Source organism: Phaeobacter sp. A36a-5a (genome assembly GCF_037911135.1).
GTDB classification, from domain to species: Bacteria; Pseudomonadota; Alphaproteobacteria; order Rhodobacterales; family Rhodobacteraceae; genus Phaeobacter; species Phaeobacter bryozoorum.
This window is the reverse complement of sequence record NZ_JBBLYU010000001.1, coordinates 1071916-1090151: the sequence shown is the minus strand read 5'-3', so window position 1 is coordinate 1090151 and position 18236 is coordinate 1071916. Positions and strand designations below refer to the sequence as shown.

At 61.0% G+C, this 18236-nt stretch carries 21 protein-coding genes; 15 read left to right on the top strand and 6 right to left on the bottom strand.

Annotated elements, in window-relative coordinates:
• The first annotated feature begins 2 nt into the window (after window positions 1-2).
• The 6 genes from WLQ66_RS05120 (at window position 3) to WLQ66_RS05095 (ending at window position 5315) form a co-directional block, all read left to right on the top strand.
• Window positions 3-356, top strand: a complete 354-nt coding sequence (locus tag WLQ66_RS05120; RefSeq protein ID WP_340545289.1) for a Na+/H+ antiporter subunit C — start codon at window positions 3-5, stop codon at window positions 354-356.
• Complete coding sequence (locus WLQ66_RS05115; protein WP_340545288.1) at window positions 353-1909, top strand: monovalent cation/H+ antiporter subunit D; 1557 nt, start codon at window positions 353-355, stop codon at window positions 1907-1909. Before WLQ66_RS05120 ends, WLQ66_RS05115 begins: the two co-directional genes overlap by 4 nt.
• 1 nt (window position 1910) lies before the next feature.
• Complete coding sequence (locus WLQ66_RS05110) at window positions 1911-2408, top strand: Na+/H+ antiporter subunit E (RefSeq protein WP_340545287.1); 498 nt, start codon at window positions 1911-1913, stop codon at window positions 2406-2408.
• Window positions 2405-2674: a K+/H+ antiporter subunit F gene (locus tag WLQ66_RS05105; protein ID WP_014874349.1), complete on the top strand. Its 270-nt coding sequence runs from the start codon at window positions 2405-2407 to the stop codon at window positions 2672-2674. The genes WLQ66_RS05110 and WLQ66_RS05105 overlap by 4 nt, the downstream gene beginning before the upstream one ends.
• Before the next feature lie 9 nt (window positions 2675-2683).
• On the top strand, window positions 2684-3064 hold the full coding sequence (locus WLQ66_RS05100; protein WP_340545286.1) for a Na+/H+ antiporter subunit G: 381 nt from the start codon (window positions 2684-2686) through the stop codon (window positions 3062-3064).
• Between the two features lie 91 nt (window positions 3065-3155).
• A complete protein-coding gene (locus tag WLQ66_RS05095; RefSeq protein WP_340546303.1) occupies window positions 3156-5315 on the top strand; it encodes a selenide, water dikinase SelD in 2160 nt (719 codons plus the stop codon).
• 8 nt (window positions 5316-5323) lie between these two features.
• On the opposite strand, the gene mnmH is transcribed toward WLQ66_RS05095, so the two are convergent.
• A complete protein-coding gene (gene mnmH, locus WLQ66_RS05090) occupies window positions 5324-6376 on the bottom strand; it encodes a tRNA 2-selenouridine(34) synthase MnmH (protein ID WP_340545285.1) in 1053 nt (350 codons plus the stop codon).
• A gap of 163 nt (window positions 6377-6539) precedes the next feature.
• On the opposite strand from mnmH, the gene WLQ66_RS05085 reads away from it, so the two are divergent.
• The gene (locus WLQ66_RS05085; protein WP_340545284.1) at window positions 6540-7031 is read left to right on the top strand and encodes a MarR family winged helix-turn-helix transcriptional regulator; all 492 of its coding nucleotides are present in this window, start codon (window positions 6540-6542) and stop codon (window positions 7029-7031) included.
• Window positions 7032-7148: 117 nt separating this feature from the next.
• Here WLQ66_RS05085 and WLQ66_RS05080 read toward each other — a convergent pair whose 3' ends face one another.
• Complete coding sequence (locus WLQ66_RS05080; protein WP_340545283.1) at window positions 7149-7457, bottom strand: DnaJ family domain-containing protein; 309 nt, start codon at window positions 7455-7457, stop codon at window positions 7149-7151.
• 100 nt (window positions 7458-7557) lie between these two features.
• A complete protein-coding gene (locus WLQ66_RS05075; RefSeq protein ID WP_340545282.1) occupies window positions 7558-9135 on the bottom strand; it encodes a bifunctional metallophosphatase/5'-nucleotidase in 1578 nt (525 codons plus the stop codon).
• 154 nt (window positions 9136-9289) lie between these two features.
• On the opposite strand from WLQ66_RS05075, the gene WLQ66_RS05070 reads away from it, so the two are divergent.
• Genes WLQ66_RS05070 through arsC form a run of 3 tightly spaced genes read left to right on the top strand, consistent with a single transcriptional unit; the run spans window position 9290 to window position 11021 of the window.
• Entirely contained in the window at window positions 9290-9628 is a 339-nt protein-coding gene (locus WLQ66_RS05070; RefSeq protein WP_340545281.1) for a DUF952 domain-containing protein, read from the top strand.
• Window positions 9625-10683, top strand: coding sequence for a quinone-dependent dihydroorotate dehydrogenase (locus WLQ66_RS05065; protein WP_340545280.1), 1059 nt, complete (start codon window positions 9625-9627; stop codon window positions 10681-10683). The genes WLQ66_RS05070 and WLQ66_RS05065 overlap by 4 nt, the downstream gene beginning before the upstream one ends.
• The gene (arsC, locus tag WLQ66_RS05060) at window positions 10680-11021 is read left to right on the top strand and encodes an arsenate reductase (glutaredoxin) (protein ID WP_340545279.1); all 342 of its coding nucleotides are present in this window, start codon (window positions 10680-10682) and stop codon (window positions 11019-11021) included. Before WLQ66_RS05065 ends, arsC begins: the two co-directional genes overlap by 4 nt.
• A 95-nt stretch (window positions 11022-11116) precedes the next feature.
• On the opposite strand, the gene WLQ66_RS05055 is transcribed toward arsC, so the two are convergent.
• The 3 genes from WLQ66_RS05055 to WLQ66_RS05045 are packed head-to-tail and all read right to left on the bottom strand — an operon-like array spanning window position 11117 to window position 13439.
• Window positions 11117-12448, bottom strand: coding sequence for an MATE family efflux transporter (locus WLQ66_RS05055; protein ID WP_340545278.1), 1332 nt, complete (start codon window positions 12446-12448; stop codon window positions 11117-11119).
• 5 nt (window positions 12449-12453) lie between these two features.
• Window positions 12454-13020: a PaaI family thioesterase gene (locus WLQ66_RS05050; protein ID WP_340545277.1), complete on the bottom strand. Its 567-nt coding sequence runs from the start codon at window positions 13018-13020 to the stop codon at window positions 12454-12456.
• Window positions 13017-13439 carry a PaaI family thioesterase gene (locus tag WLQ66_RS05045; RefSeq protein WP_340545276.1) on the bottom strand — a complete coding sequence of 141 codons (423 nt, stop codon included), beginning with the start codon at window positions 13437-13439 and terminating at the stop codon, window positions 13017-13019. Before WLQ66_RS05045 ends, WLQ66_RS05050 begins: the two co-directional genes overlap by 4 nt.
• A 115-nt stretch (window positions 13440-13554) precedes the next feature.
• On the opposite strand from WLQ66_RS05045, the gene WLQ66_RS05040 reads away from it, so the two are divergent.
• The 5 genes from WLQ66_RS05040 to WLQ66_RS05020 all read left to right on the top strand — a co-directional run bounded on the left by WLQ66_RS05040 (window position 13555) and on the right by WLQ66_RS05020 (window position 18140).
• The gene (locus WLQ66_RS05040; protein WP_340545275.1) at window positions 13555-13932 is read left to right on the top strand and encodes a MerR family transcriptional regulator; all 378 of its coding nucleotides are present in this window, start codon (window positions 13555-13557) and stop codon (window positions 13930-13932) included.
• A 372-nt stretch (window positions 13933-14304) separates the two neighbouring features.
• Entirely contained in the window at window positions 14305-14706 is a 402-nt protein-coding gene (locus WLQ66_RS05035; protein WP_340545274.1) for a MerR family transcriptional regulator, read from the top strand.
• Between the two features lie 79 nt (window positions 14707-14785).
• On the top strand, window positions 14786-16567 hold the full coding sequence (locus tag WLQ66_RS05030) for an acyl-CoA dehydrogenase C-terminal domain-containing protein (protein ID WP_340545273.1): 1782 nt from the start codon (window positions 14786-14788) through the stop codon (window positions 16565-16567).
• 141 nt (window positions 16568-16708) lie between these two features.
• Window positions 16709-16921, top strand: coding sequence for a hypothetical protein (locus WLQ66_RS05025; RefSeq protein WP_340545272.1), 213 nt, complete (start codon window positions 16709-16711; stop codon window positions 16919-16921).
• A gap of 67 nt (window positions 16922-16988) precedes the next feature.
• Window positions 16989-18140, top strand: a complete 1152-nt coding sequence (locus WLQ66_RS05020) for an acyl-CoA dehydrogenase family protein (protein WP_340545271.1) — start codon at window positions 16989-16991, stop codon at window positions 18138-18140.
• Window positions 18141-18236: the final 96 nt, after the last annotated feature.

Here is an 18236-nt window from a genome sequence, read left to right as displayed (position 1 = left end):
CTATGGAAATTCTAGTCGCTTCGGCCGTGGGCGTCCTGACCGCGGCCGGCATCTACCTGATCCTGCGCCGACGCAGCTTTCCCGTCATCCTCGGGCTGTCACTGATCTCCTATGCGGTGAACGTGTTCCTGTTTGCCACTGGCCGCTTGATGACCAACGCCCCTGCGATCCTCAATAAATACGAAGAGGTCCCCTATACCGACCCGCTGCCGCAGGCTCTGGTGCTGACGGCGATCGTAATCTCCTTTGGCATGACGGCCGTTGTGGTGATGATTGCGCTGGGGGCCTATCTGTCGTCGCAGGATGACCGGATCAATCTCAGCGATGATGATGCCAAAGTTGGAGATGACGCATGAACCACCTCGTGATTGCGCCGATTGTCCTGCCGGCAATCGTCGCGCCCTTTATTATCATGGTCCTGCGCTACCATCTGGACCTGCAACGGATCTTCTCGGTCGCCAGCAGCCTGCTGGTGCTCTGCCTGACCCTGGCGCTGGCAGCGCAGGCCGCCGACGGCACCGTGCAGGTCTATGAGCTGGGTGACTGGCCTGCGCCTTTTGGCATCGTGCTGGTGCTGGATCGCCTGTCGGCAATGATGATCGTCCTGACATCGGTTCTGGCGCTGGCTGTCGTGCTCTACGCGATTGGCACCGGCTGGGATTCTCGCGGCGCCAATTTCCACGCGCTGTTCCAGTTCCAGATCATGGGCATTCTCGGCGCCTTCATGACGGGCGATGCCTTCAACCTGTTCGTGTTCTTCGAAGTGCTGCTGATTGCCTCCTACGGGTTGATGATCCACGCAGGCGGCGCCAAGCGGTTTCAGGCCGGCGTGCAATATGTGGTCTACAACCTCCTGGGCTCGACCCTGTTCCTGTTTGCGCTCGGCACGATCTACGCCGTCACCGGCACGCTGAACATGGCCGATCTGGCGGTGCGCGTGGCCGAGATGTCGGGCGAGGAAACCGCCCTGCTGCGCGTTGGTGCGGTCATGCTGCTGCTGGTCTTCGCGATCAAGGCTGCGGTGCTGCCGCTGCATTTCTGGCTGCCCGCCTCCTACAGCCATGCCCCGCTGCCGGTGGCCGCGCTGTTTGCGATCATGACAAAGGTCGGCGCCTATGCAATCCTGCGAGTCTACACGCTGATCTTTGGCCCGGATGTTGCGATCACCGAAGGGCTGGTCGGCGATTGGCTGCTGCCTGCCGCCATGGTCACGCTGGTCGTCGGCGCCATCGGTGTCCTCGGCTCGCGCGAGATCGGGCGACTGGTCGCCTTTGGGGCGATCACCTCGATGGGGACACTGCTGATTTCCATTGCCCTGTTCACCCCTGCCGCAACCGGAGCCGCTCTCTACTACATCGTCCATTCGACGCTGGCGACGGCGCTGATGTTCCTGATTGCCGATCAGGTCATGGAACGTCAGGGCGGTGCTATTGCCGCCCTTCGTCTGATGCCGCAGAGCGGCTTGCTGTCGGTGATGTTCTTTATCGCCGCTATCGCGCTGGCCGGTATGCCACCAGTTTCCGGCTTCATCGGTAAGCTGCTGGTGATGGACGCCGCGCGCGATCATGACCTGGTCTGGTGGATCTGGGCGGTCATTCTGCTCGGCTCGCTTGTGACCATCGTTGGTCTGGCTCGTGCAGGCACGCTGATCTTCTGGAAAAGCCATGGCCTGCAGGCAACCGACGGCACGGTCGCATCCGATGCAGGTGACGAGGATCTTCTCGACGGCAACCCCACCGCAGCCCCAGCGGCGGCGCCGGTCCTGCCGCTAGTTGTCTGCTTTGGGCTGATGGGGGCGATTGTGCTGCTCACCCTCTTTGCCGGGCCGATGACCCGCTATGCCGACGCCACGGCGGCCCAGCTGTTCACCCCAACCGCCTACATCGAAACCGTCCTTGGGGGGCTTTGAAATGAAGCTGATGCGCCGCGTACTGCCACACCCGATCCTGACACTGGTGCTGACCGCAACCTGGCTGTTGCTGGTGAATGGCTGGTCGCTCAACTCGCTGGTGTTCGGGTTCATGCTCGGGGTTTTGATCCCCTTCCTGACACAGCCCTACTGGCCCCAACAGCTGAAGATGAAAGGCCCAGTGAAGATCGTCGGCTACATCCTCATCGTACTCTATGATATCGTGGTGGCCAATCTGGTGGTGGCCAAGATCGTCCTGTTCAAATCCAATGCCAGCCGCCACCCCAATTGGGTGACGATCCCGCTGGACCTGCGCACACCCGAAGCGATCACGGTGCTGGCAGCGACCATCACCATGACACCGGGGACCGTCTCTGCCGATCTCTCAGCCGAAGGTCATGCGCTGCTGGTCCACTGCCTTGACGCGCCGGACCCCGAAGCGGTGCGCGACGAGATCAAGGACCGCTACGAACGCCGCCTGAAGGAGATTTTCGAATGATCGAAACAGCTGCAATCTTTGCGTTTGTCTGCTTTGCGCTGTCGCTGCTGATGAACCTGTGGAAAGTTGTCTCCGCCGAGGATGTTGCCGACCGGATCCTGGCGCTGGATACGATGTTCATCAACGCCATCGCGCTGATGGTGCTCTATGGGCTGGCGCTGGGAACCGAGATCTTCTTTGAGGCGGCAATGATCATCGCCATGCTGGGCTTCGTGTCCACAGTGGCCTATGCGCGCTTCATCCTGCGCGGCAATATCATCGAGTGAGGAGATATCATGGACCTGTTCTTTGACATCGTGATCGCCGGATTTCTCGTGATCGGCGGCATCTTCGGTATCGTGGGATCATTTGGCCTGTTGAAGCTCAACGACCGCATGTCCCGGCTGCACGCGCCCACCAAGGCGACGACGCTGGGCGTTGGCGGTGTGCTGCTGGCCTCGATGACCCATGCCGCCGTCTACGAATACCACCTGTCGGTGCATGAGCTGATGATTACGCTATTTCTGTTCCTGACGGCGCCGATCACGGCAAATTTCATTGCCAAGGTTCACATCCACCGGCACGACACGCCAGACAGCCTGCCAGACGCAGGTAAAGATAAGATATGGGCGACGCATAAACTGCCCGAAAACGAAGTGATCGGCCCAGAGGTCTGATCTCCCAGCGCCCCCGCCCGTCCGGCGGGGGTCTTTCATCCGGGGCGGAGCCTGTCCGGGTGAGCCAGCCCAGCCCGGTGACACATAGATGATGCACGCAGCCCCCCTCCCCCTGACCAAAGACGTGGTATTGATCGGCGGCGGCCACACCCATGCGCTGGTGCTGCGCAAATGGGGTATGCGGCCCCTCGCCGGAGCGCGCCTGACCGTGATCAACCCCGGTCCGACCGCCCCCTACTCCGGCATGTTGCCGGGCTTTGTCGCCGGGCTTTACGCGCGCGAGGCGTTGGATATTGATCTGGTGAAGCTGGCACGCTTTGCCGGGGCGCGATTGGTGCTCGGGGCGGCTGATCACATCGACACCGATAGACGCGAGGTCCATGTCTCGGGCCGCCCCCCAATTGCCTATGACATTGCCGCAATCAACCTGGGCATCACCTCTGCCATGCCCGATATGCCGGGATTTGATGACCATGCGATCCCGGCAAAACCACTCGGCCGTTTTGCGGAGAGCTGGGCCGCGTATCTGCACGGCGACAGCGCCGCCCATGTTGCGGTGATCGGTGGCGGTGTGGCCGGAGTGGAGCTGATCCTCGCCATGGCCCATGCGCTGCGGGCCCGGGGCCGGACGGTGCAAGCCACGTTGATTGATCGCAGCGAAATCCTGACTGACACCGGCACCAAGTCCAGCGCCCGACTGCGCGCTGCGCTGCGCGGTCTTGACGTCACCGTGATAGAACACGCGAAGATTGCCCAGATCGAGGCCACTCATGTGTTGCTGGCGGACGGCCGCGCAATCCGGTCAGATTTCACAACCGGGGCTGCGGGTGCACGTCCCTACCCCTGGCTCAACGGAACCGGGCTGGACCTGCACGACGGGTTTCTCTCGGTTGATGCCTATTTGCAGACCAGTCGCAAAGGCGTCTTTGCTACCGGCGACTGTGCTCATTTCAGCCCCGACCCGCGTCCGAAGGCCGGGGTCTATGCGGTGCGTCAGGCGCCGATCCTCTATCATAATCTGCGCGCCAGCCTGACGCGGGATCCGCTGCGCCGCTACCGCCCGCAGAAAGACTATCTGAAACTGATCTCGATGGGCGGCAAAACCGCTGTTGGAGAACGCTTTGGACAGACCTTTTCGGGCGGTTGGATCTGGCGCTGGAAAGATCACATCGATCAGGGCTTCATGGCGCAGTTCCGAGATCTGCCGCAGATGGATCAGCCGGCGCTGCCCCCCGAACACACCCATGATCTGCCAGAGGCGCTTGGCCACAAACCGATGTGCGGAGGTTGCGGTGCCAAGGTTGGCGCGCACACGCTCAAGGCGACGCTCCGATCGCAGCCGAATACTCAGCGCACGGACATCGCCCCGCTTCCCGGTGATGACGCCGCGCTGCTGATAACGGGCGGGCAAAGGCAGGTGATCAGCACAGATCACCTGCGGGCCTTTACCGCCGACCCGGTGGTGATGGCCCGTATCGCGGCGGTCCATGCGCTTGGCGATATCTGGGCGATGGGCGCCAAGCCGCAGGCCGCGACCGCCAACTTGATCCTGCCCCGACTGTCGGCGGAACTTCAAGCCCGGACCCTTGATGAAATCATGTCTGCCGCCGGTGACATCCTGAGGAAAGCCGGTGCCGAGATCGTTGGTGGCCACACCTCCGTCGGAGACGAGCTGACCATAGGGTTTACCGTGACCGGACTATGCGACGCGGCGCCCATCACCCTGGCCGGGGCACAGCCGGGTGACGCCCTGATCCTGACAAAACCGCTGGGCACCGGGGTGATCATGGCGGCGGAAATGGTGGGAAAGGCCGAGGGCGCCTGGGTCGCCGCGGCATTGACGTCGATGAGCCAGTCGCAGGACAAGACCACCGAGCTGCTGCACGCCGCACACGCGATGACCGATGTGACCGGATTTGGCCTGCTAGGCCATCTGCTGGGGATCTGCGAAGCCTCCGCTGTTGGAGCTGAACTGGAGCTCGGGGCAATTCCTGCGCTGCCCGGTGCCGCTGCACTGACAGCACGCGGGGTCAGGTCCTCGCTCTTTGAAGAGAATGCCGCGCTTTTGCCGCAGATAACCACCGGCGGGCCACAGGACCTGCTGTTCGATCCGCAGACTGCCGGTGGCCTGCTGGCCGCACTGCCGCGCGATCAGGCCGAGGCGCTCTTACCCGTACTCCGCAGATACGCAGCTGAGGCCGCGATCATCGGCCATATCACCGGCTCTGCGGGCGCGATCACGCTGATCTGAAGTCGCGGCTATAGCCGGTCCAGCTCAAGACGCAGATCCGCGGCCAGCCGGTCCAGATCTGGCCCCCGCAGGTCGGTTGCCCCCAGCGTGGTTATCACATCGGCACCGATGGCACGGCGCGCAGTCTCATAGGCGGGGTCGTAATGCTGCGTGATGAGCGCCTCCGTCAGCGCCGGTTTGTCGCCTTCGGCAATCCTCTGCAACCAGCCATCGACCACCGCATTGGAGCGATGTGCCCGCAACCCATCGAGACGCACGCGCAGCATCTCCGTGTTTGACAGAATATCATCATAACCCGCCAGCAAGTATCGACAACGCGCCGCCACGGGTGCGTGGATCTCGATCCGCGGAGCCTGTTTCATGGCCGCCCAGAGCTGCGGTGGGATGATCCGTGCGCCGATCTTGCTCGACTCCGCCTCCACCAGCACCGGGCGTTTCGGGTTCATCCGTGCCAGTTGACCGGCCAATGCGGATTCAAACGCCTTCTGGCTGGGCTGCGGGGTTGGGTGATCGCCCAGCAGCGAGCCACGATGATGTGCCAGCCCCTCGAGGTCCAGCACCTGTGCGCCAAGCAGTCCAACACGCTGGAGGATATCGGTTTTTGCGGTGCCAGTGTAGCCATCCAGCGCTACGAAACGATGCGGCAACGCGGCTTTATAGAGATAATTATGGACCAGTCTGCGGTAACTTTGGTAGCCGCCCTCGACCACATCCGCCCGCCATCCAATCTGCTGCAACAGCCAGGTAAAACTGCCGGACCGTTGCCCGCCGCGCCAACAGTAGACCAGCGGGCGCCAGGATCCCGGATGATGGCTCAGCCGTTGCTCAATATGGTCGGCAGCATTGCGAAACACCTTCGCGGCACCGACCTTGCGTGCCAGAAACGGACTTTGCTGGACATATATCGTGCCGACTTCGGCGCGCTCTTCATTATCCAGAACCGGCAGGTTTATGGCCCCGGGCCAGTGATCCTCAGCAAATTCGGCGGGACTCCGCACGTCGATGACACAATCGTAGTCTTGATCGAGAATTTCGGATAGCGATGTAAAACGAAGGGCCATGTCTGATGATCTACCGCGCCGCGCGCGCAAGGAAAAGTCGCATTCCCTTTATACCTTAAACATTTTATTATGGATCAAAGATTCGTTTGAAATTCTATCTATAAACCGATCACAGCCGGTTCCCGGATGTGAACTGGATGCTTTTTCCAGCGGGAGGCAGGACATGGCAGAGCCACAGATAGATACCTTGCAGTTCCCCGGTCATCTGATCCGGCGGTTGCACCAGATCTCTGTTGCCCTGTTTGCGGATCATATGGCGCGCAATGACATCGACCTGACACCGGTACAGTTTGCCGCGATTGACGCCCTGGCCCACGAACCCGGTGTTGATCAGGCAACAATCGCGGCCCGCATTGCCTATGACCGCGCAACGCTTGGAAAAGTGATCGACCGGCTAGAGGCCAAGGGGCTGATCCGGCGTGATATTTCTCCAGAAGATAGACGTGCGCGCGTTGTCACCCTGACGGAGGCTGGCCAGTCGCTCCTGAACAAAGCGATGCCGATTGTCGAGGCGCTACAGTCCGAAATTCTGACCGGCCTCAGCCCGGCGGAGCAGGTTCAGATCACCACATTGTTGACCAAGGCGACCCAGATCGGCGACCGGCTGCGCCGCGCTCCGCACCGCGCGCAAACAGGCTCGCAGAAGGAATTCTGACCCCGCTATCGCCCGGAGACGGCCCGGCAGCCATATGGTGAGTAGCGGATAACAAGCTGCCGACGCAGGACCCGAACAGCACCGTCAACGCCCTAGCCAGATCGCGTGCAACGCTGGTTATCGACCATAGGCCTTGCGCGCGAGGTCGATGCGGGCTTCCAGCATTGTCATTTCTTTCATGATATCACGGCGTTTTGAACGGTCGCCGGTATCGGCAAGCTGTTGGCGCAGAACCGCAAGCGTGCGCGACAGCGTGACGAACTCCGGCACACCGCCGCTCTCCTTGATCAATCGGTTGACCAGCGCATTCTCCGGGTCGTCAACCGGTGGCAACGGTTTGCCCGCTCCTGACAGGTTGTCAAAAGCGCCATCGGCCTCCGCCTTCTGGATACGCGCGTTGATAAGGTCAATCAGGGGGTGATCCATAACGGTGTTATGCCGCAGCTGACAGGAAAAACAAAGACCGCGCCGAAGATACGGCGCGGTCCAGTCTGGATTGTTGAGGCAGCGCAATAGCTGCGCCCGGTCACTTCTGGCTGATGCGGCCGTCGGTGTAGGGTTTATAGGGGGAGTTCTCGACCAGATACTCTGCCATGACATCCGCCAGATCCGGGCCAAAGTCATAGGCGTTCTTGTCGTCGCCTGCGAAGACCTTGTAGCCATCACCGCCATTGCGGACGTAGTTGTTTGTCACGACAACATAGGTCTTGGCCGGATCAATCGGCACGAAGCTGTCGCCTTCGCTCACCATGACCTCCTGAATGCGGCCCTCATTGGGTGCAACCGACGGATCCCAGGTGAATTTCAGACCAGCGACCTGCGGGAAGCGGCCCTTGACCTCTTCAACCTGGCTCACCCCGTTTTCCAGGGCCGCGATGACGTCCTCGCCAGTGATTTCAAAGGTCGAGAGCGTGTTCTGGAACGGCAGGACCGTCAGGACCTCTCCCATCGTGACCTCGCCCGGCTCCAGGCTCGCACGGATACCGCCCGAGTTGGCAATCGCAATGCTGACACCCTGATCCTTCACTCGGTCCAGCATCGCATCGGCCACCAGGTTGCCCATCTGGCATTCCTGAACACGGCAATTGTCGCGGTCGCCATCAACAGCTTCTGCGCTCTCGGCCACAACCTTGTTGCGGATCTCGTCCAGCGGTTTGGCCAGCTCGGCGATGCGTGCGACGGTATCCGCGTCCTCGGTGACAGTGCCATCCATAATCAGAGGTTCGCCAACCGCTTCGACGACATTGCCTGCATCATCGAAGGTCACGTTCAGCTCACCCAGGAACTTGCCATAGGCATAGGCCTGCACGATGGCCACATCATTGACCATGGTCGGGTATGGCCCTGAAGCATCTTCCGAAGTGTTGGAAAGATAGGTGTTGCTATGCCCACCCACGATGACGTCCACACCCGTGGTGCCCGCCGCAACGCGCTGATCCACGGCATAGCCCGAATGGCTCAGCACGATGATCTTGTTGACGCCCTCGGCGGTCAGCCGGTCGACCTCCCCCTGCACGGCATCAACCGGGTTGGTGAAGGTGATGTTTTTGCCCGGGCTGGCCAGATCGGGCGTATCTTCGGGAGTGAGGCCGATCAGGCCGATCTTTTCACCGCCGCGTTCGATCACGGTGGATTTCTTCAGCACATCGGCCAAGGCAGGCTCAGCGCTGACATCGGCATTGGACATCAGAACCGGAAACTGAACCGAATCCATGAACCCGCGCAGGACCTCGGGGCCATCATCGAACTCGTGGTTGCCGACAGTCATGCCGTCATAGCCAAGCTTATTCATCATCTCGGCGGCAACTTTGCCCTTATAGTAGGTGTAGTAGAGCGAGCCCTGAAACTGGTCGCCACCATCAACAAGAATGCTGTTGTTGCTGCGCGCGCGCGCATCCGCCAGCGCAGTTACCAGACGTGCAGATCCGCCAAAGCACTTGCCCTCGGCATTGTCCCCTTCGCGGCAGCCGCTGTCATACTTGCTGATCGGCTCAAACCGCGAATGAAAGTCATTGGTGTGCAGGATGGTCAGCTTGTAGTCGGCTGCGGCTACGCCCGCCGTCAGGCCAAGCGCGGCAACAGACGTCAGAAAACGCGTCATCATGGAAACATACTCCCTTATTATTTTTCTATTGCCGGATGGTGAGGGGAAATGCGGGCGCAGTCAAAGGGGAAAAATTCATCGCCGTGCTGTCTTTGCGTCAAGACCGATCATATTCAGCCTTGATTCACCTCTGCGCGCAGGGCATCACCGCGCCATGCTCATCTATAAAATCTTCCGCACCGACGAATGGACCACCCTTCAGGCAGAGGGTGAGACCCTCGGCGCCCCCATCGATCTGAGCGATGGTTACATTCATTTCTCCACCGCCGACCAGTCCCAGGAGACCGCAGCCAAGCATTTTGCCGGAGTTGACGGGCTTTGGCTGATTGCGGTCGATGCCGAACGGCTGGGGCTAGACCTGCGCTGGGAAGTGTCGCGGGGCGGCGCCGAGTTTCCCCATCTCTACCGCAAGATGACCATGACTGATGTGGTCTGGGCGAGACCGCTGCCGCTGGTCGCCGACACCCATCAATTCCCGGAGGATATGGCGTGAGCCTCGTTGAACGTCTTGCCCTTGGTGCGCTGCATCGCTGCGACCCGGAGACCGCCCATGGCCTGTCGATCAAGGCGCTGAAACTGGGGCTGACGCCCGCCCCCGGCCCGGTCACCTCCCAGCGTCTTGCGACCGAGATCGCCGGTCTGTCCCTGCCAAATCCGGTTGGCTTGGCGGCGGGATTTGACAAGAACGCCGAAGCACTGCGCCCGCTCTCTCAGGCCGGGTTCGGCTTTATCGAGGTGGGGGCCGCGACGCCGCGCCCGCAACCCGGCAACCCCAAGCCGCGCCTGTTTCGTCTGACCGAAGATCAGGCGGCTATCAACAGGTTCGGCTTCAACAACGACGGCATGAGCGTGATCGGCCAGCGTCTTGCGGCCCGCCCGCGCGATGCTGTGATCGGCCTCAACCTTGGGGCCAACAAGGACAGCAGCGACCGCGCTGCCGATTTTGCCAAGGTGCTGGCCCATTGTGGGGCGCATCTGGATTTTGCGACGGTGAATGTCTCCTCGCCCAACACCGAGAAACTGCGCGATCTGCAGGGCAAGGCCGCCCTGTCAGCGCTGCTCAGCGGCGTGATTGAGACGCGGGACGGGCTGGACCAGCGGGTGCCGGTGTTCCTGAAAATCGCCCCCGACCTTGACCGCACCGGGATCGAGGATATTGCCGAGGTGGCGCTTGAAACCGGTATTGATGCGGTGATTGCCACCAATACAACGCTTGATCGCGACGGGCTGAACAGTGCGCATCGTGGCGAAACGGGCGGCCTGTCTGGCGCGCCGCTGTTTGAGAAATCCACCCGCGTCCTCGCGCAGCTTTCCGAGCTTCTGGACGGTCGGGTGCCTCTGATTGGCGTGGGCGGCATCTCCACAGCCGAACAGGCCTATGCCAAGATCTGCGCCGGCGCATCGGCGGTCCAGTTTTATACCGCCATGGTCTATACCGGGCTGTCACTGGCCGGAGAGATCGCGCGCGGGCTGGACCAGCTGCTGGCCCGCGACGGTTTTGACACTGTCGCAGATGCCGTCGGCAGCAAACGCGGGGACTGGCTATGATCACCTACTGGCACAATCCGCGCTGCTCAAAATCCCGTGCGGGCCTTGCCCTGCTTGAGGAGGCCGGAACAGCGGTCACCCTGCGCCTTTATCTGAAAGATGCGCCCTCGGAGGCAGAGCTGGCGGAGGTTCAGGCCAAACTGGGTGTCACTGCAATTGAGATGATGCGCAGCGGCGATGCCACCTTCAGGGAGCAGAACCTCAGCCCATCGGATGATGACGCAACGCTGATCGCGGCGATGGCCGCGCATCCGATCCTGATTGAGCGCCCCATCGCCATTTCGGAAACAGCAGCCGTCATAGGCCGTCCTACCGAAGCGCTGAAAAAACTGCTCTGACAGGAGCTGCCCGAAACAGTGGCCGCCTGAAACAGTGGCCGCCTGAAACAGTCGCCATCTGAAACACAGCTGCTCTCTTTCAGCCCATCCCCGATCTATGCGCCGACCTGCGCTTCGAGCCGTGGATAGCGCAGACCAAGCGTCGCACCTCGCGCTAGGTTCAACACCATCAATGCCGCCCAAAGCCCGTGATTGCCGAGGAGCGGCACCAGAACCAACAGGGCCACAACGTAGATCACCACCGATTGCAGCATCGCGATCCGCATGTCCCGCGTCCAGGTCGCCCCGATGTAGATCCCGTCGAACATATAGCTGGCCACACTGAGCAGCGGTAATATCGCAGCCCAGATCAGGTAATCCCGCCCGGCTGCCCGCACCTCAGGCGAAGTGGACATGACATCGATGAGCCAACCACCGCCCAGCCAGAACAGCAGCCCCAGTGCGATTGCGCCGCCCACGCCCCATTGGCTGGTCACCACCGCTGCGCGTCGCAGCTGCATCCGCGCCTTTGCACCGACCGCGCTGCCCACCAGCGCCTCGGCAGAAAAGGCAAAACCGTCGAGCGCAAAGGCCGTTATCTCAACGAATTGCAGCAACACCTGATTGGCTGCGAGCGTCACATCGCCCAGATCGGCGCCGATGAACAGAAAGGTCGTGAAGGATCCGGTCAGCAGCACCGAGCGGATCATGATATCGCCATTGACCTGCATCATGCGTTTCAGCCGTACGGGATCGAACACACGGGCCCAGTTGCGCCACTGGCTGCCCGCAAAGGCATCGCGGCACAGCCACAGCCCCAGCGCAAGACCGCTCCATTCCGCGATCAGGGTTGCGACCGCGACCCCTTCGACTCCCCAGCCCAGCCCCAGCACGAACCAGAGATCCAGCAGAATATTGAGACCGTTCATCCAGATTTGCAGGGCAAAAACACCGCGTGTGCGTTCAACCGCGATCAGCCAGCCTGTGACCGCATATAGCGCGATGGTCGCAGGGGCACCCCAGATGCGAATCTGAAGGTAATCCCGCGCCAGCCCCTCGACCTCGGCACTGGCAGGGGCCAGCGCAAAGGCCCCCCAGAACACCGCGACCTGTCCAACAATGAACACAAGGCCCGCAGCAAAGGCCAGCAGGATCCCCCGGGTGAGCAGCGCGCCCGTTTCTGCCCAGTCTCCAGCCCCGCGGGCCTGCGCGGCGAGACCCGTGGTGCCCATCCGCAGAAAACCGAAGATCCAATAGATCGTCGCCAGAATGACCGCACCGATGCCCACCGCCCCAATAGGAGCCGCCTGCCCCATCTGGCCGACAACTCCGGTATCCACGGCCCCCAGAATAGGCACCGTCGCATTCGAGAGTACAATCGGCAGCGCAATCTTCAGCACCCGCGCATGGCTGATCGGTTCCGGCACCTCGGCGCTGGCCGTGGACATGCGTTCTAGCCCTTGTCCCGAGGCGCGGCATCGGCCACGAAGTCCGGCGCGGCAGACCCCTGTTTTGCCGCCTCCTGCGGCATCAGGAAATGGCCCGTCGCCTGGGCGAACAATTTGTCCCTGTGATCCTGCCAGGCCGCCACATGGACCGAGGCATAGCGCCGACCGGACCGGGACACGGTGGCGCGTGCATAGGCATCTCGCGGCAGCCCGGAACGCAGGTAATCCACCGTGAAATCAATGGTCTTCGGCTGGCGTGGCAATTTACCTGCGGCCAGTTCCTCAACATCGAGCGTGCCGCTTTCGATGCGCTCCCACAGGTTGGCCCAGGTCAGGGTCATCACGGCTGTCACCTCCAGAAAGGCCGCTGTGACACCACCGTGGATGGCGGGTAGAAACGGGTTACCGATCAGCTTGTGATCGAAATTTAGCTGCGCCGTCAGCTCATCGCCGCGACGATCAAACGTGATGTTGAGAAAACGCGCATAGGGCACGGATTCCACAAGCGCGGCGAGGGCAGCGTCGCGCCGTTGCTTCACCACCTGAACGGGTTCGGGACGGGGGCGGCTCAAAATTTTGCCTCCACGGTAAAGGCGCCAACCGCCGTGGCGACGGGATGTGCCTCATCCTCGTCCATCGCCGTCGCACGGACGAAGGCGACATTGCGGGTCATGTGATGACAGGTCGCGCGGGTCACGATCCGCTGCCCGGGGGTGGCCGCACGCATGTAGTCGATACGCAGGTCGATCGTGGCGGTGCCGCCCGGCGCCGACGGGTGGCACATCACCGCCGCGCCGCAGCAGGTATCCATCAGCGCCGACACCGCGCCACCGTGGATCACCCCGGTTTCAGGGTCGCCGATCAGTTTCTCATCATAGGGCATCACGATCTCGGCCGTGCCATCCCCCAGTTCCGTGAGGGTCATCCCCAGTTCCTGCGCATGCGGGATGGCTTCTATGAACTGTCGCGCGAGCTGCGTCTTGTCGACCATGGGCTTCCCCGTTCCTATGTTTTCCTCTTTATCGGCCAGACCTTGGCCGAAGAGCAACCCCGGCGGTTGAACCCTTTGCCGGTTGTGCTTAGTTTGCGGGTAAGGGAGATACGGAATGACCGAACAGAAATTGTCATTCAAGGAGATGTGCAGCGAATTCGACGTGACCCCGCGCACGCTTCGCTACTATGAGTACATCGAATTGTTGCAACCCGATCGCGAAGGCCGGTCGCGGTTTTACGGTGCCCGCGAGCGGGCCCGGATGAAGCTGATTATGCGGGGACGCAAGTTCGGCTTCCAGCTCGAAGAGATCCGCCAGTGGCTGCTGATCTATGAAAACGAGGGCGATGAGGCTCAAAATCGCGCCTTTGTCGAAATGGCCGACCGCCAGATGGAAGAGCTGCGCAAGCAGCGCGAACAGCTCGACGAAGCGCTTCAGGAACTCCACGACCTGCGAGCCACCACGCTCAACCTGCTGAAACAAGACGCCTGATCCCAGCCGACCAAGCGTCAGGTCCGATCCGCTTTTGACACTCAACGCCCCGCCGACTGGTGGGGCGTTTGCCGTTCTGCGGGCTCGTCAGCGCGTGATCTGCCGTCCATGTGACGGATGTTTCAATCAAAAAAATCGAACATAATCCACGCGAAAAAGCCCGATAATTTTGTCGGTAATTTGCACGATCGCCCTATTTTAAGGGCTGATAGCCAAACCCGAAACGAAGTAACGTTACGTCAGTCCAGTGGATCCTACGTCACCTCGGAAAGTGACGCAGCGTTCAACTTACGTCAACGTCAAGTTGCTGTTGTAAACGACGGGCAAGCTGCTCACCTTAGTCTCACAACCCAGCAGTTATGAGTTACGACGATGACCGATGAAACCAAGACCATCCGCCAGATGTGCGATGAGTTCGGCGTTACGCCGCGTACATTGCGGTTTTACGAAGCCAAGGAGTTGCTGTTCCCGATCCGCGAGGGTCAGAAACGCCTCTTTACCAAACGCGACCAGGCCCGGCTCAAGCTGATCCTGCGCGGCAAGCGGTTTGGCTTCAGCCTCGAGGAAATCCGGCAACTTCTGAATCTCTATCATATGGGCGACCAGCAGCTGACGCAGTTGACCCGCACCTATGACATCGCCTGCGACCGGCTCGCCGATATGGAGCGGCAGCGCGATGAGCTGAACGAGGCAATTGATGATCTGAAAGAGCAGCTGCGTTGGGGCGAACGTGTGATCGCCTCGATGAGCGCCAAACAAGAAGCCGCGGAATAGATCCCGGCCCCCATGCCTGCCTGTCCCACGATGGGAGAGGCAACCAGACAGACACCGCAGAACCACAGCGAGGACCGCGATGCCCAGTTACACCGCCCCGATCAAAGACACTCAGTTCATTCTTCACAATGTTCTGAAGATCTCTGAAAGCGCCATTCCCGGCTATGACGAGCTGGACGCCGATTTCACCAATGCCGTGCTGGAAGAAGCAGGCAAGATCTCCAGCGAAGTCCTGCACCCGCTGAACACCGTCGGCGATACCGAAGGCTGCCGCCTTGAAAATGGCGTCGTCTACACACCGACCGGGTTCAAGGCTGCGTTTGAGCAGGTCAAGGAAGGCGGCTGGACCGGTCTCGACATGCCGGAAGAATACGGTGGCCAGAACATGCCCTATATCATGGGCACAGCCGTGGGCGAGATGTTCTCCGCTGCGAACCAGGCCTTCACCATGTATCAGGGCCTGACCCATGGCGCCGCGTCGGCGATCCTCGCCCATGGTAGCGACGCCCAGAAAGATACCTATCTGCCGAAAATGGTGTCCTGCGAATGGACCGGCACGATGAACCTGACCGAACCGCACTGCGGCACCGATCTGGGTCTGATGCGCACGAAGGCCGAACCGCAGGATGACGGCAGCTACAAGATCACCGGCCAGAAGATCTTCATCTCCTCCGGCGATCACGACATGGCCGACAACATCATCCATCTGGTGCTGGCCAAGATCCCCGGCGGCCCCGAGGGCATCAAAGGCGTGTCGCTCTTCATCGTGCCGAAGTTTATGGTGAACGAGGACGGCTCGCTCGGCGAACGCAATGGTGTCTCCGTTGGCAAGATCGAAGAAAAGATGGGCATCCACGGCAACTCGACCTGTGTGATGAACTACGACAGCGCAACCGGCTACCTGCTCGGCATCGAGCACAAGGGCATGCGCGCCATGTTCACGATGATGAACGAAGCCCGCCTCGGCGTTGGCATGCAGGGTCTGGCTCAGGCCGACGCCGCCTATCAGAACGCCTTGGAATATGCCAAGGACCGTCTTCAGGGTCGCGATGTGACCGGAGCCAAGAACCCGGAAGGCCCGGCGGACCCGCTGATCGTCCACCCGGACATCCGCCGCAACCTGATGGATCAGAAAAGCTTTGCCGAAGGCGCGCGCGCATTCATCCTCTGGGGCGCAAAGATGATCGACCAGGCGCATCGCGCCGAGGATAAGAATGCCGACGGGCTGATCTCGCTGCTGACACCGGTCATCAAAGGCTTCCTGACCGATCAGGGTTATGACATGACCGTTCAGGCACAGCAGATCTACGGCGGTCACGGCTACATCGAAGAATGGGGCATGTCGCAATACACCCGCGATGCCCGGATCGCGATGATCTACGAAGGCGCCAATGGCGTTCAGGCGCTGGATCTGGTCGGCCGCAAGCTGGCGCAGGATGGCGGCAAACATGTCATGGCCTTCTTCGAGATGGTGAAGAATTTCTGCAAAGAAAACGGGGACATCTCCGACGCTTACAGCAAGGAGTTCATCGAACCTCTGAAAGCCGCGTCGAAGGATCTTCAGGCCGCTGGCATGTATTTCATGCAAAACGGCATGACCAACCCGAACAATGCGCTGTCTGGGTCTTATGACTTCATGCACATGTTTGGTCACGTCTGCCTCGGCCTGATGTGGGCGGAGATGGCCAAGGCCGCACAGGCAGAGCTTGACGCCGGGTCTTCTGACGCCGCGTTCTACGAGACAAAAATCGCGACCGGGCGGTATTACATGGCACGCAGGCTGCCTGCGACGGCGCTGCACCTCAGCCGTATCCAGACCGGCGGCGACACGGTGATGGCACTGGCGGCAGACCAGTTCTGAAGCGCAGTTTGATCATCTCGGAGCCCCTTTTCGTGAGGGTCTCCGACACCGCCCCCGTCTGATCATCGGGGCGGCAGGATAACAGGCGATCCGGGCCATCCGGGGCGCCAGAACCAGGGCGTCGCAATTGGAGGAGAGACAATGCCCAAACGCTTTCGCCTCACGCGCCGCCTGCCGGTTGCCATGACCGAAGATGGCTACCGCCGCTTGCGCCGATTTTCGCAGGAGGCCGGCCTCGACGAAGGCGAAGCCCTCTCCTTCCTGTTTGAGAATTTCGACAGCGTCACAGATCGCGACAACCTCACCCACCGGCTGCGGCTCTTCAATGCCGAGCTTGAGGACCGCAAGAAATAGGCCGGCCCACACCGTCCAAAGAAAACAGATGCCACAAGGCACGAGACAGCCACCAAAGGGGAGCCCCATGAGCGCAGAGCAAAAATCCAGCTGGATGACCGAAGAGCATCAGATGCTGGCGGATATGACCGCCCAGTTCATCACCCGCGAATGGGCGCCGAGATTCGAGACCTGGCGCAAGCAGGGCATGATGGATCGCTCCACCTGGAATGAAGCTGGCGCCCTTGGCCTGCTCTGCCCCTCCGTACCGGAAGAATACGGTGGCGTCGGTGGTGATTTTGGCCATGAAGCCGCAATCCTGATCGAAGGCAGCCGCGCCAATCTCGCCAGCTGGGGCCACGGGATCCATTCCGGCATCGTCGCCCATTATGTGCTGGCCTATGGGACCGAAGAGCAGAAACAGCGTTGGCTGCCCAGGATGATCACCGGCGAGCTGGTCGGCGCTCTGGCGATGACCGAACCCTCCACCGGCTCCGACGTGCAGCGGATCAAGACAAAAGCAGTCAAAGATGGCAACGCCTACCGGCTGAGCGGTCAGAAAACCTTCATCACCAATGGCCAGCACGCCAATCTGATCCTGGTGGCGGCAAAGACCGACCCTACCGAAGGATCCAAGGGCATCTCGCTGGTGGCGGTTGAGACCGATGGCGCAGAGGGTTTCAGCCGCGGCCGCAACCTCGACAAGATCGGCTGCCATGCCGCAGATACCTCGGAACTCTTCTTCGACAATGTCGAGATTGCGCCGGAAAACATCCTCGGCGGCGCCGAGGGTCAGGGCTTTTACCAGATGATGCAGCAGCTGCCGCAGGAACGGCTGATCATCGCCTGTGGCGCCGTCGGTGCCATGGAAGGGGCGGTTGAACGCACGATCGCCTATTGCAAGGAGCGCGAGGCCTTTGGCGGGCCGCTGACGCAGTTTCAGAACACCCGGTTCAAACTGGTCGAATGCCAGACAAAAACAAAGGTTGCCCGTGCTTTCCTTGATGAATGTATGGTCGAACATCTGCAGGGCAAGCTGACCGTGGAAAAGGCGGCGATGGCCAAATACTGGATCACCGATACCCAAGGTGAGGTGCTCGACGAATGTGTCCAGCTGCATGGCGGCTACGGGTTCATGCAGGAATATGCCGTGGCCGAGATGTGGGCAGATGCCCGCGTTCAGCGCATCTATGGCGGCACCAATGAGATCATGAAGGAATTGATCGCGAGGTCCCTGTGAGGCTTCGGGCTGCACATATGGACGCAGATGCCGGAAGCCTCCGGCGGGAGTATTTGGGGAAAGATGACAGGATGAGACGCGCCTCCCCCCGAGCTC

Coding starts and splice junctions, on each gene's coding strand:
- arsC (WP_340545279.1), top strand. CDS start 10,680: ATGATCACCTACTGGCACAATCCGCGCTGCTCAAAATCCCGTGCGGGC.
- WLQ66_RS05075 (WP_340545282.1), bottom strand. CDS start 9,135: ATGATGACGCGTTTTCTGACGTCTGTTGCCGCGCTTGGCCTGACGGCG.
- WLQ66_RS05110 (WP_340545287.1), top strand. CDS start 1,911: ATGAAGCTGATGCGCCGCGTACTGCCACACCCGATCCTGACACTGGTG.
- WLQ66_RS05095 (WP_340546303.1), top strand. CDS start 3,156: ATGCACGCAGCCCCCCTCCCCCTGACCAAAGACGTGGTATTGATCGGC.
- WLQ66_RS05020 (WP_340545271.1), top strand. CDS start 16,989: ATGAGCGCAGAGCAAAAATCCAGCTGGATGACCGAAGAGCATCAGATG.
- WLQ66_RS05120 (WP_340545289.1), top strand. CDS start 3: ATGGAAATTCTAGTCGCTTCGGCCGTGGGCGTCCTGACCGCGGCCGGC.
- WLQ66_RS05045 (WP_340545276.1), bottom strand. CDS start 13,439: ATGGTCGACAAGACGCAGCTCGCGCGACAGTTCATAGAAGCCATCCCG.
- WLQ66_RS05055 (WP_340545278.1), bottom strand. CDS start 12,448: ATGTCCACGGCCAGCGCCGAGGTGCCGGAACCGATCAGCCATGCGCGG.
- WLQ66_RS05085 (WP_340545284.1), top strand. CDS start 6,540: ATGGCAGAGCCACAGATAGATACCTTGCAGTTCCCCGGTCATCTGATC.
- WLQ66_RS05035 (WP_340545274.1), top strand. CDS start 14,305: ATGACCGATGAAACCAAGACCATCCGCCAGATGTGCGATGAGTTCGGC.
- WLQ66_RS05040 (WP_340545275.1), top strand. CDS start 13,555: ATGACCGAACAGAAATTGTCATTCAAGGAGATGTGCAGCGAATTCGAC.
- WLQ66_RS05070 (WP_340545281.1), top strand. CDS start 9,290: ATGCTCATCTATAAAATCTTCCGCACCGACGAATGGACCACCCTTCAG.
- WLQ66_RS05030 (WP_340545273.1), top strand. CDS start 14,786: ATGCCCAGTTACACCGCCCCGATCAAAGACACTCAGTTCATTCTTCAC.
- WLQ66_RS05100 (WP_340545286.1), top strand. CDS start 2,684: ATGGACCTGTTCTTTGACATCGTGATCGCCGGATTTCTCGTGATCGGC.
- WLQ66_RS05105 (WP_014874349.1), top strand. CDS start 2,405: ATGATCGAAACAGCTGCAATCTTTGCGTTTGTCTGCTTTGCGCTGTCG.
- mnmH (WP_340545285.1), bottom strand. CDS start 6,376: ATGGCCCTTCGTTTTACATCGCTATCCGAAATTCTCGATCAAGACTAC.
- WLQ66_RS05025 (WP_340545272.1), top strand. CDS start 16,709: ATGCCCAAACGCTTTCGCCTCACGCGCCGCCTGCCGGTTGCCATGACC.
- WLQ66_RS05115 (WP_340545288.1), top strand. CDS start 353: ATGAACCACCTCGTGATTGCGCCGATTGTCCTGCCGGCAATCGTCGCG.
- WLQ66_RS05080 (WP_340545283.1), bottom strand. CDS start 7,457: ATGGATCACCCCCTGATTGACCTTATCAACGCGCGTATCCAGAAGGCG.